The 12206-nt window shown below is 42.7% G+C and carries 12 protein-coding genes and 1 tRNA gene; 5 read left to right on the forward strand and 8 right to left on the reverse strand.

The genetic code is table 11. The annotated features are described in order from the left end of the window. Nucleotides 1–36 precede the first annotated feature (36 nt). From BMX56_RS16455 to hscB, 5 genes are all read right to left on the reverse strand, one after another. Nucleotides 37–645: a TetR/AcrR family transcriptional regulator gene (locus tag BMX56_RS16455; RefSeq protein WP_090650255.1), complete on the reverse strand. Its 609-nt coding sequence runs from the start codon at nucleotides 643–645 to the stop codon at nucleotides 37–39. A 71-nt stretch (nucleotides 646–716) separates the two neighbouring features. Continuing rightward, nucleotides 717–1478 carry an SDR family NAD(P)-dependent oxidoreductase gene (locus BMX56_RS16460; protein ID WP_090650257.1) on the reverse strand — a complete coding sequence of 254 codons (762 nt, stop codon included), beginning with the start codon at nucleotides 1476–1478 and terminating at the stop codon, nucleotides 717–719. Nucleotides 1479–1635: 157 nt separating this feature from the next. Then, nucleotides 1636–1983, reverse strand: a complete 348-nt coding sequence (locus BMX56_RS16465) for a winged helix-turn-helix transcriptional regulator (protein WP_218152436.1) — start codon at nucleotides 1981–1983, stop codon at nucleotides 1636–1638. 240 nt (nucleotides 1984–2223) lie between these two features. Beyond that, nucleotides 2224–2303 (reverse strand) — tRNA-Leu (locus tag BMX56_RS16470). Between the two features lie 28 nt (nucleotides 2304–2331). Continuing rightward, nucleotides 2332–2892, reverse strand: coding sequence for a Fe-S protein assembly co-chaperone HscB (hscB, locus tag BMX56_RS16475; RefSeq protein WP_255369858.1), 561 nt, complete (start codon nucleotides 2890–2892; stop codon nucleotides 2332–2334). A gap of 150 nt (nucleotides 2893–3042) precedes the next feature. Here hscB and kdsA point away from each other — a divergent pair, with 150 nt between their 5' ends. From kdsA to BMX56_RS16500, 5 genes are all read left to right on the forward strand, one after another. Continuing rightward, nucleotides 3043–3816 carry a 3-deoxy-8-phosphooctulonate synthase gene (kdsA, locus tag BMX56_RS16480; RefSeq protein WP_090650264.1) on the forward strand — a complete coding sequence of 258 codons (774 nt, stop codon included), beginning with the start codon at nucleotides 3043–3045 and terminating at the stop codon, nucleotides 3814–3816. A 72-nt stretch (nucleotides 3817–3888) separates the two neighbouring features. After that, nucleotides 3889–4824 carry a KpsF/GutQ family sugar-phosphate isomerase gene (locus tag BMX56_RS16485; protein ID WP_090650266.1) on the forward strand — a complete coding sequence of 312 codons (936 nt, stop codon included), beginning with the start codon at nucleotides 3889–3891 and terminating at the stop codon, nucleotides 4822–4824. A gap of 58 nt (nucleotides 4825–4882) precedes the next feature. Continuing rightward, nucleotides 4883–6214 carry a nucleotide sugar dehydrogenase gene (locus BMX56_RS16490; RefSeq protein ID WP_090650268.1) on the forward strand — a complete coding sequence of 444 codons (1332 nt, stop codon included), beginning with the start codon at nucleotides 4883–4885 and terminating at the stop codon, nucleotides 6212–6214. A 207-nt stretch (nucleotides 6215–6421) separates the two neighbouring features. After that, on the forward strand, nucleotides 6422–7825 hold the full coding sequence (locus tag BMX56_RS16495; RefSeq protein ID WP_090650270.1) for an undecaprenyl-phosphate glucose phosphotransferase: 1404 nt from the start codon (nucleotides 6422–6424) through the stop codon (nucleotides 7823–7825). A 1-nt stretch (nucleotide 7826) separates the two neighbouring features. Then, on the forward strand, nucleotides 7827–8621 hold the full coding sequence (locus BMX56_RS16500) for a helical backbone metal receptor (protein WP_090650273.1): 795 nt from the start codon (nucleotides 7827–7829) through the stop codon (nucleotides 8619–8621). A gap of 52 nt (nucleotides 8622–8673) precedes the next feature. Here the strand turns inward: BMX56_RS16500 and BMX56_RS16505 are convergent, their stop codons facing one another. From BMX56_RS16505 to BMX56_RS16515, 3 genes are all read right to left on the reverse strand, one after another. After that, nucleotides 8674–9192, reverse strand: a complete 519-nt coding sequence (locus BMX56_RS16505; protein ID WP_090650275.1) for a DinB family protein — start codon at nucleotides 9190–9192, stop codon at nucleotides 8674–8676. Between the two features lie 100 nt (nucleotides 9193–9292). Next, nucleotides 9293–11188: an AAA domain-containing protein gene (locus BMX56_RS16510; protein WP_090650278.1), complete on the reverse strand. Its 1896-nt coding sequence runs from the start codon at nucleotides 11186–11188 to the stop codon at nucleotides 9293–9295. A 401-nt stretch (nucleotides 11189–11589) separates the two neighbouring features. Next, the gene (locus BMX56_RS16515) at nucleotides 11590–12168 is read right to left on the reverse strand and encodes a TetR/AcrR family transcriptional regulator (protein ID WP_090650284.1); all 579 of its coding nucleotides are present in this window, start codon (nucleotides 12166–12168) and stop codon (nucleotides 11590–11592) included. Nucleotides 12169–12206: the final 38 nt, after the last annotated feature.

Raw genomic sequence — 12206 nt, forward strand, 5'->3', positions numbered from 1 at the left:
TTTAAACACTGTTCAATAGTATATTAAAAAAAAGGGCTAACTTTTTTCAAGCAACGCCACAAAAGACTCGTACCCGTTTTGCATGAGTTGTTCATTTGTTTTGCCAACAAAGCTTGTATTGCGGTGTTTGCAAAAAAGCGCACAGATGCCGTGTACTACAGAGATGATCAGGAAAGTAAAATATTCTGTGTCCATATTTACGAACTTGCCTTTCTGCTGACATTCCTGTACCATTCCCTGCATATACCTGATCGCTTCTTCGGCGATCTGGAATCCCTCGGACAGGGAATCTTTAACCGGTTCGTCAACAATGAACATCAGGTTATAATAATCTTTATTATCCTGGGCAAATTGAATAAACACGCGCCCGGATGCTTTTAACCGCTCAAAAGGGTCGCCAACTTTGTCCAGCACTTTCAACTGGTTCAACAACAGGCGAAAGCCCTCCTTATGTAATTCGTGGAAGATCTCACTCTTGTCTTTGAAATAGAAATAAAGCGAGCCCTGGCTGTAACTAATCTCAGCGGCGATATTGCGCATGCTGGTTTTTTCATAGCCCTTTTCTAAAAATATCTTACGTGCACCGTTAAGGATGCGTTTGTGCATTTCCTGTTTCTCTTTTAATTTTCTTTCTGCTATGCCCATTTTTAGATAATGATAAGATACAAATATAAGATCGCCGTCCGTGTAGCCAAATTTCGGATGGGTGTTTTTGCTTAATTCTGCATGCCGGGGCTGATCTTGCTCATAATGTTCACCGCAGCAACTCTGGGTAAAAACCTGAAACCGAATAGCATCAAACGATTTTTCCAACCTTGCATCACTCTTGGCTTCTGTCTTTTTTGTAGCGCTTTCACGAGTTCCCTGGCAACATCCTCAACAGAAGACATTACAAACTTTGGGAAATCACTGGTATGCCCACCTGCGTTTGCATGGAAATCGGAGTTTGCGGCGCCAGGATTAAAGCCCGTCACATAAATACCTTTAGGCTTGAATTCGCACCACAATGATTCTGAGAAATTAGCGACAAAACTCTTGGTGCCTGCATACACCGCACCGCCCGGTAGAGAAGAATGGGCCAGCAGCGAACCGATATTGACGAGCGCATCTCCTTTGACAGCTTTCTGTAAAAAGCTATAAGACAAAGTTACCAAAGCTTGCATATTGAGCTGCATCGTGGCCAGCTGGTCTTCCAGCGGGATATCAGTAAATTTTCCGTAAGTACCGTTACCCGCGTTGTTGATGAGCACGTCGTACTTTTCAGCGCTGAGATGTGCCGCCAGCTTTTGCAGGTCTTCTTTGTTGTTCAGATCAGCAACCAGGATGGTATGGCCGCTGCCGCTTAAACCGCTTAATGCCTTTTCGAGGCGGTCCCTGTTACGGGCTACCAGGGTAACCTGGTAATTCTGTTGAGCCAGCTGCCGGGCTGTTTCGAGCCCGATGCCTCCGCTGGCACCTGTGATCAATGCTTTTTTCATAATTGCCTGGATTAATTTAAAACCGGTACAAACTTATTGAACACTGTTCAGTAAAACAAAAAACATTATGCATCATTTTAAAAACTGACATTTAAAACAGAAAAGGGTGGGCGTTGAAGTTCACACGTTGCTGATCGTCACCACAAGAAGGGATGATTTAATCAACTATTATTCCCGTTCCGTCACTTTCTTCTGGTGTTTTTAATCCCCGGTCTTTAAGGGAATAGATAAGGGGCGCCAGGGTATCGGCATATTCACTCAATTGATAGGTAACCTTCACCGGGCAGCCATCGATCACGGTCCCGGTAATCACACGTTGCTGTTCCAGGTCTTTCAGTTCTTTGGCTAAAACTTTTGGGGTGATACGGCGAATGCTTTCTTGTATATCGGTGAACCGGTTGTTTCCAACAAGCGCATCTATCGCGTACTTTAAACGGAAAGCCGTTACTGTTGAACGTATATCAATCGTAAGATCTTGAAACGAGCGCTGCTTATAAATATTCAATAATTACTTTTCCACTATTGAAAAACGAAAAGACTCAACTCTGTGCAGGTTCGTCTCAGGTTTGCTAAAATAAAATTGACCCGTATAGCTAATCTTGTAATTAATACATCGGTCTTTAGGCGCTTCTGATTTGCCTGATTAAGATTTTGAAAAAAAACTCACCTATTATTTCCAAAAAGGGAGGGTAATAATGCAAGCCTAAAAACAACAAAGCCCCGATACCATGGTATCGAGGCTTTGTACCCAGCGCCGGAGTCGAACCGGCACGGTTTCCCACAGGTGTTTGAGACCAGCGCGTCTACCAATTCCGCCAGCTGGGCATGCTCTGTTATATTGATCTGTGATCTTTTACAGGCGGGCTGCAAATGTATCTAAACTCTCTTTAATTCGCAACAGATATTTTTGTCTATAGTAAATATTTGCAATTTTTATGCGGCGTTGTTCCTGCGCGGTATGGTCAAGTTGGGTATAATCGGCTGTTAGCTTATTTAGGCTTTCATTAATATCGGCCTCAAAAGCAAGCACTTCCGCTGTTATGGAAGCTAATTCTGTGGCATTGTCAACTTCCATCAGGCGTTCGTTAATATCCATCATTTCCATTAAAAAATCTGCAGGTAATTGTGGTTTTGCCCCCTCAGATACCAGGTCATGCAGCTTTAAAATGTACTCCATCCTGCGTGCCGGATCATTTAATACCTGGTAAGCTTTGTTATTTAGGGTAGATAGTTCCAGTATTTCCTGCTGTTTTGCCTCATCTTCGCCCGCATAAAAATCGGGGTGATATAGTTTGCTTAGTTCGTAAAACTTCTTTTTAAGCTTTGCCGGTTCAACGTTAAATGATTCGGGTATGCCATAAAATTCAAAATAATCCATATAACCACGAATTTCACCAATTATGTCGAATTTCACGAATGTTAATTGATACTAATTTCACAACAGGACACCGGACAGGTTCAAGATTATAAACAAATGATATATTCCTGCCTGTATATTCGTGCCTATTAGTTTCATTCGTGAAGTTCGCGCTTATCATTATCTTTGCCGTATAACCTACATAATATGTTATTTGAGCAGATGCGGCAGAAGCCGTTTTTTATATTAGGCCCATGTGTAATGGAAAACCAGGAGCTGTTATACACTGTTGCTGAAAAGGTTGCCGAAGTTGGCCAAAAGTATAACGTCCCTGTGATTTTCAAATCATCTTTTGATAAAGCTAACCGGACATCCATTCACTCGTACCGCGGCCCGGGCATAGGGAAGGGGATGGAAATGCTTCAGAATGTTAAAGAAAAATTTGGTTTGCCCGTTATTACCGATATTCACGAACCCTTTCAGGCGGCTGTAGCTGCTGAGGTGGTTGACGTGTTACAAATTCCGGCGTTTTTATGCCGTCAAACCGATCTTTTGGTAGCAGCAGCCGAGACCGGTAAAATAGTAAATGTAAAAAAAGCGCAGTTCCTGTCGGGAGCTGATATGTTTTATCCTGCGCAAAAGGTGTTGGAGGCTGGTAATACCAAAGTCATACTAACTGAGCGTGGTAATATGTATGGTTACAATAACCTTGCTGTTGATTTCAGGAACATATATGACATGAAGGCTTTTGGGCACCCGGTTTGCATGGATTGTACCCATTCGGTACAACGACCAGGGGGAGCAGGTGGCAAAACCGGCGGCGACCGTACTTTTGTGCCTATGATGGCCTTAGCGGCAAAGGCTTTTGGCGCCGATGGCTATTTTATTGAAACCCATCCCGATCCGGATAACGCACTTAGCGATGGCCCTAACATGCTGAAGTTACATGATTTGGATGCGTTGATAGGTTCGCTTGTATAGTGTTGGTGTTTTACGTATTACGTTGTAAGTAGTACGTGAACTACCATTAAAAACGTAAAACGTATAATATTAATGAAGGATATTGCCAAAAGAGTTTTTGACATCGAAATAGAATCGCTGAAGCACGTGGCGGGGTTAATTGATGACGAATTTACTAAAACCGTTGAGGCCGTATTAAATTGTACCGGTAAGGTAGTAGTTATTGGTATCGGTAAATCCGGCCTTATAGGAAAAAAAATTGCTGCCACGCTTGCCAGCACTGGTACACCAAGCTTTTTTTTACATCCGGGCGAGGCTTTTCACGGCGATCTTGGGATGGTTGGCCCCAACGATACTGTTATGCTGATTTCCTATTCGGGTGAAACCGATGAAGTACTACGCATAATCCCTTTCTTAAAATGGAACAATAATCTGGTTATTGGAGTAACGGGTAATGTAAATTCTACTGTTGCTAAAAACAGCCATCATCATTTAAATATAAAAATCGCGCGCGAGGCTTGTCCGCTTGAATTGGCGCCAACATCATCAACTACTGCGGCCTTGGTAATGGGCGATGCGCTTGCCATTGCTTTGATGGAGTCGCGCGGATTTAAGCAGCATGATTTTGCCCGATTCCACCCCGGCGGTAGCCTTGGCCGAAAATTGTTAGTTAAGGTAAAAGATATAATGCGTACCGATAAATTGCCTTTTATACATGAAGGTGCGTCGTTCACAGAGTTATTACTCAACATGTCGGCCGGGCGGCTGGGGATGGTGATAGTTGGCGAGGCGAATAATATTAAAGGTGTTATTACCGATGGTGATTTGCGGCGCGCTTTATTGAAACACCCGGACCCATCGACCCTAAGTGTTTTGGAAATAATGACGGCCAATCCGCTTATTATTGATGGTGAGGAGTTTGCAGGTTATGCCGAGCAATTGATGATCGACAAGAAAATTACCACCTTGCTTGTGGGGTCGGCGGCTAACAGGTCTGTCGCGGGCGTATATCAGATCTACAGTCAATAATATGGTTTATCAACACAAAAAATAATATATATTTGCAAATATCTACCCTCGTTTAAACATGTTTGATCATCTGTCAAATCAAATCCAGCAACAATTTAACGCCCCGGAAACTACCCGCATTGCAATAATAGGACTGGGATATGTGGGATTGCCCCTGGCCGTTGAGTTTGCAAAAAAATTCCCGGTAAAAGGATTTGATATAAAAAAAAGTAGGGTTGATGAGTTAAATAATGCTTTTGACCGTACGCTGGAAACTGATGCCGAAGTATTGGGATCGGTTTTATCAGGCGGCGCTGGCAACGGGCTCGTATTTACTTCGGATATTCAGGATATAGCAGATTGTAATGTATATATAATTTCAGTACCTACACCCACAGATCAGCATAACCGGCCCGATCTTGACCTGATAAAAAAAGCAAGTGAATCAGTTGCCTCTGTACTTAAAGTGGGCGACGTAGTGATCTATGAATCGACAGTTTACCCTGGAGTTACTGAGGATATATGTGTACCCATACTTGAACGGATATCGGAGCTTAAGTTCAACGTTGATTTTTACGCAGGGTATTCGCCTGAGCGGATCAATCCAGGGGATAAAGTGCATACCCTTACTAATATTTTGAAGGTCACATCCGGCTCAACGCCCCAGGCCGCTAATTTTATTGATAACCTTTATCAGGCAATTGTTACGGCGGGGACTCACAAAGCCCCGAGTATTAAAGTTGCCGAAGCCTGTAAAGTAATTGAAAACTCGCAACGCGATATTAATATTGCATTTGTAAATGAACTGGCCAAAATATTTCAGATAATGGGTATTGATACCCATGCTGTTTTGGAAGCAGCCGGTACCAAATGGAATTTCCTGAATTTTAAACCCGGTCTTGTTGGTGGTCATTGTACCGGAGTTGATCCGTATTATCTTGCCCAAAAAGCACAGGAGGTAGGTTATCATCCCGAGATTATACTGGCCGGCCGCCGGCTTAACGATGGCATGGGCACATACGTAGCCCTCGAAGTTATCAAGCTGATGGTGAAAAAGGAAATCCCGGTTAAAAACTCAAATGTGCTGGTGCTTGGGTTCACTTTTAAAGAAAACTGCCCCGACGTACGCAATACCCGTGTAATTGATATTGTAAAGGTTTTAAGTGAGTTTGAAGCATGTTATGAGATTTACGATCCATGGGCAGATCCATCCGAGGTTGAATTAGAGTACCGGGTTAAAACTATTAAAACTTTTGACGAGCTGAAGGGTGGATACGATGCTATAATAGTAGCGGTATCACATAAGGAATTTTTCGGTCTGGATTATAACCGGTTGAAAAAAGAAGCCTCATCAGTTATTTATGATATAAAGGGAATACTGGATAAAGGTATAGTTGATGGCCGGTTATAGTTTAGCCAAAGTTGTTTTTGCTATGTGATAGTTGTAAAATGTTACGGTAAACACATATTTGATTTGATATAAATTTCTTAATTTTTAATTTTGCCACACATGCAATAACATATTTGTAACTGATTGTACTTCCAATTATCACATTGTTATTTATAAATAAATATGCTAATTTTAGCAGGTGTTAAATACTTCAACAAGCTCTAATACATGATTCACAGATACGCTACTTTTATTAAAGCAGTGAACCTTACCATTGATTATATTATACTTAATATGAGCATGGTAATCTCTTACTTTATCGAGGATAGGTCATACATTTTTTGGATAAATAACAGGAAATATTTACCCGTTGTTTTAGTGTTTAATTTAATATGGCTGTTGTCGGCCAATATTACCGGGTTGTATGAACATGTTTTAAATAAAGATTCAATCAAAACTTATCGTGGTGTTATAAAAACATACATGCTGTTTGTAAGTTTTATTTGCTTTACCATAATTATACTGATAGGTACCAAGGCATATTTTATTACGCGTGAGTACCTGTTTTACTCACTTGCGTTATTTGGGTTTTTGCTTGGCTTGTGGAAGCTTATATTCCTTACAATACGCAAAAGCGACAGGGCATCATTGATAGATACCCGTGCGGTGATTATTATTGGCGGAGGTAGGATTGGTACTGATTTATATGGCTTTTTTAAACAGAATCCGGAGCGCGGGTATAATCTGATAGGTTTTTTTGATGATAATCCTGAAACGGTAAATGATAAACACCTTTATTTGGGTGGTACTGATGATTGTATCAGTTACGTGCTGAATAACAAGGTAGACGAAATTTTTTGTACGTTGCCTAACTCGGAGGCGGCAACAATTGAAAGATTAATGCTCGATGCCGACAAAAATCTCATCAGGTTTAAGTTCATCCCAGAGTATTATGACTATGCAAAAAAGCCAACTTTTATTCAAAGCTTTGGGCATATTCCGGTTATATCGGTAAGGCCCGAGCCGTTGGAGAATATGCTTAACCGGTTTATTAAGCGGTTGTTTGATGTTTTGTTTTCGCTATTTATCATCTTTTTTGTATTCAGCTGGCTTTTTCCTATCCTGGCTATTCTCATCAAACTTGAATCCAGGGGCCCTGTGTTTTTTGTGCAGGAGCGCTCGGGAAGGGATAATAAACCATTTAAGTGTTATAAGTTTCGCAGTATGCGGGTAAACAAGGATTCTGACAAGAAACAAGCAACCCGCGGCGATGCCCGTATTACCAAAACGGGTGCTTTCATCCGCAAAACAAGCCTTGACGAACTGCCTCAGTTTTTTAACGTGATATTGGGTAATATGTCTGTAGTAGGGCCGAGGCCGCACATGATTAGCCATACACAACAATATTCGCAGCTTATAGACACCTTTATGGTAAGGCACTTTTTAAAGCCTGGAATTACAGGTTGGGCACAAATAAATGGCTTACGGGGCGAAACTCAAACAACCCAGGCAATGCTTGAACGTGTTGAAGCCGATGTTTGGTACCTTGAAAACTGGTCATTCCTGTTAGATATGAAGATCGTTTTCCTAACGTTCTGGAATGCTTTAAGAGGCGAGAAGAACGCGTTTTAAGATGGCCGGGTTTTGCGACCAGTTAAACCGCATAATTAATCTGCCTGCCATACCAAAGCGCATAGTTTCGGTAGTGCCCTCGCAAACCGAGCTGCTTTTTTATTTAGGTTTAGACACCGAAATTGTAGGCATTACTAAATTCTGTATCCATCCAAAGCAGAAAGTGAAGGCGGTTACAAAGGTAGGGGGGACTAAGCAACTGGATATCGGGCTTATTAAATCCCTGCAACCGGAACTGATCATAGCCAACAAAGAGGAGAACGAACGGAGCCAAATTGAGGCACTGATGTATATTTGCCCTGTTTGGATCAGTGATATTCATGACCTAGAAACGGCTTTCAGCATGATTCAAAGTGTTGGTCAACTTGTTGGCAAAAAGCAGGAGGCAGACGCTTTAAACAGCGAAATCCGGCATCGTTTTAATACACTTGTTTTTCACCCGTTAAACATCAAAGCAGCTTATTTTATATGGAGGAAACCATACATGGTCGCAGGCAGGCAAACTTATATTGATAGCCTGATGCAAATGTGTGCCCTGAATAACGTTTTTGAAGCGGAGCGATACCCGGAAGTATCAGCCAATGATTTGGTTACCGCAAACCCCGACGTGGTGTTTTTATCATCCGAACCATATCCGTTCAGACAAAAGCATATTGATGAATTTAAACAGTTGTTGCCAAAAGCCAAAGTTGTTTTAGTTGATGGCGAAATGTTTTCATGGTATGGCAGCCGGCTGCCGGAAGTTCCTGGCTATTTTAATAAATTGCTGAATGAACTTGGTTTGCTCTTTAAGTAATCACTTTTATTAAAGCGGCAAAAATATAATTATGGAAATAATCACCATTTTCCTATTTTAAATATATATCCTTCAACATATTACAATGGTGAACATTGTGCCCAACAACCATCCAGCCCACACTTCTTGCGGTATAAACCGGCAGTTTGTCAAATTTGAAATCCAGCATGGCATCGGTCATGTGTTTATAAAGGCTGATGGTAGCTTCCCTTATGGTTATCAGTTCTTCGGCTATATCTGTTAAGGTGCGGTTTTGCGCGTTAAAATCTTTGTTATAATCATTGCCCTGCGGCACTTCTAATAATGCGTCAACCTGCCGCGAGCAGCAAAAAGCTTTGTAGGCATAATAACGCTCGTCATCAGCGAGATGAATTAACACTTGCTTTATAGTCCATTTACCCCCGGCATAGCTGTAATTTTCCGCTGATGATGAGATCGACCTGATCAAGTCAATTGTTCGCTGTTTGTTAACCTCCAATGCTTCAATGAGGTCATCGCCTTTGGCTAAATCGAAAAAATAGGGGTACCAGGAGGGTGCATCCTCAATATATGGGCGGGCAATCTTTATCATCGCTTATCAATAGCTTTTTTCTTTATGGTAAAGTTACGGTATGTAATTTGATTCGATGACCTGTGTAACCGACCGATTAAGGGCGATATACGACAGGCTGCTAATCTGACACATACTCCCAGGCGCTTTGGTAGCCGCCCAGCTTTTCGGTATATTCCACAAAATCAGCATAAAACCGTAAACGGGTTAGGGTAGCGCTATCGCCTATAACTACCAGTTTTTTACGGGCGCGGGTCATGGCTACGTTCATGCGGCGGATATCTGCGAGGAACCCTATTTCGCCATTGGCATTGCTGCGCACCAAGCTGATGTAAACCATATCGCGTTCCTGCCCCTGGAAACTGTCGATGGTATTAACGGAGATATTATCGATATAAGGCAACAGCTCCGGGTTGGCCTGCAATTGTTCATTCAGCACCCTGATCTGTTCTTTATAAGGCGATATAATGGCTACCGATGGGAATTTTTCGGTAGGGTCAATCTCCGTTACCAGGCGGTTTAGATGTTTGAAGAGCAGTGCTGCTTCATCCGGGTTATAGGTACTGGTGCCTGCTACTTGCTCTTCAAACCCGGCCCCGGCGGTATCGATAAAAGTAACCGGCGTATCGCCATTGAACAATAATCGTGTTGCTACGGAAGCATGAGCCTTTAACTGATTGCCATAAAACTCCCGGGACGAAAAGCCCATGATGGACTCGTTCATCCGGTATTGCTCATCCAACAAAACAACAGCTTCGGGGTGCAGGGCAACGCATTTCTCTAACAAAGTAGTGCTTAAGCCTGCACGGGCAGCATCGTTTGATTTAATGGTAGGGGGCAGCTGCAAATGATCGCCGGCCAAAATTATTTTCTGTGCTTTCAGGATAGGAATCCAGCAGGCAGGTTCAAGGGCCTGGCCGGCTTCGTCAATAACCGCAGTTTCAAATTTTACTTCGCGGATGGTGTAGTGGTTGGAACCAACAAGAGTGGCGGTTATTACCTGCGCTTTGCTCACCAGGTCGTCAATAATGTGTTGCTCCGTTAGGGCCACATCTTTCATGATCTTGTGCGCCTCGTTAAACAGGGCTTTGCGCTGGTCGCGTTCCGATTTGCCGAAGCTGCGCTTGTACTTGTGCGCCATGTCTTTATAGGCACTGGCCTGTTTTTTTAGCGTACGGATGAGTTTATTATCAGCGTGTTCGGCCATTTTGCTATCCAGCGTAAGCGAAACCAGTTTTTCGGACACCCGGTTTGGGTTGCCTATTCTTAATACGTTTAAACCTTCGTCGGCCAGTTTTTCGCTCAGCAGGTCAACAGCGGTATTGCTTGGGGCCACCACCAAAATTTGTTTGTGGGTTTGTTTAGCTAACAAACAAATAGCCTGTACCAGTGTGGTGGTTTTCCCGGTGCCCGGTGGCCCATGAATTATGGCCAGATCCTGCGCGGTTACTATTTTGTTTACTGCCGCCAGTTGGGATGTATTCAAACGGGAAATATTTAATGGCTGGGCAGCATCAGCAAAAACAGGGGAGGTTTTGCCACTGAGGATATTTACCAAACGGCCTTCCGGTTTTTCGCCCAAGGCCGATGCTTGTTTAATGGCCTTGAACATTTCGTCATAACTGTTATTATCAAATAGCAGGTCGATGCCCAGTTTGCCGTCGCGGGCCCAATCGGGCAGTTCGTCGGTATATAAGGTAATTTTGAGCCTGTTACCGCCCTGGTAGGTAATAGTGCCATCCACACGATCTTTTTGAGGATCGTGATTGCTGAATAAGGCGGCGGGTACACCAAAGCGTAACTGGTGCGAAATATCCTGGTGGGTGGTACGTTCCACCTCTACATTGATGTAATCGCCCCGGCCGGGTTCGGTATTCCTGATGGCGATAGGGTACCAGGTGAGGCCCTGCGCACGACGATCTGCAGCAGATGTGTTTTCGGTAAGCTTGAGGTAGGCGCTGCGGTCTTCTTCTTTTTCTTTGTTCAGCAGATCGAGCAGCTTCTTAAAATAATCCATCGGCGCAAAGGTAGTAATAAAGCTAAATGCTTAAGGCGGAAGGCAGAAAGCTATCAGGACAAACACATCTAATTGGGTTAACATAACTTAACATATTTCGGATTTTAAATTTATAAATATCTGATAATAAATATTTTATATTTTTTACATGGTTAACATTAAACTGATGTATTGGCGTAATTTAGCCTCCTCCAAATATTTGTGCTTGTGTTGCCCAATACAGGAGCCGAAGAACAGCCATCGTCAAGGTAAGAGAAACAGAAGGGTAATTAATATCGAACACTGAATTTCGAATGCCCAACTCTGAAGTTTTTCCTTCATATTCAATATTGGACATTCGGTCTTCGATATTAAATCGACCTTAATTCCTTACCTTTAATGGCATTCATTAAGCGCGACCCTTACAAAGCCGATAAAGCCACGCGCACTATATCTTCCAATACATTGCTGCCGACCCCACTACGGGCCGATACCCTTAAACCACTTATAGTACTAAAAATAAACCTTGCCAGTGCCCGGGCGGGCAGGGCGGTTTTAAACTGCCCCTGGTGCTGGCCTTTCTCTATAGCGCTGGTTAGCGCATCTTCCACACTTTGGTTGTTTTGAGAAACCAGTTCTGCAATCTCTTTATCGTGGCTGGATAATTCGATGGCTGTATTTACCATAAAACAGCCTTTGGTAAATTTGTCTTCTTCGCTTTCGCGGATCACACCATACAGAACCTGTTTAATGGCTTCTGCCGGGTTTTCGGTATTGTTGAGTAATGTAAGTACAGCGCCGGTATTTTTGCCCTGGTACTGCCGTAAGGCCTTTGAAAACAGCGTTTTTTTATCAGTATAGGTATTGTATAAACTTGAGCGGCTAATACCCAATTCATCTACCAAATCCTGGGCAGATGTTGCATGATACCCTTTATCCCAAAACAACTCAACGGCTTTGCCAAGCAGTTCATCTTCGTCAAAATCTTTATTCCTGGCCATAGTTTAAATTGTAATAATACAAAAACCTATTTGGAATA

Origin of the sequence: Mucilaginibacter sp. OK283 (assembly GCF_900110415.1) — a bacterium.
Taxonomy (GTDB): Bacteria; Bacteroidota; Bacteroidia; order Sphingobacteriales; family Sphingobacteriaceae; genus Mucilaginibacter.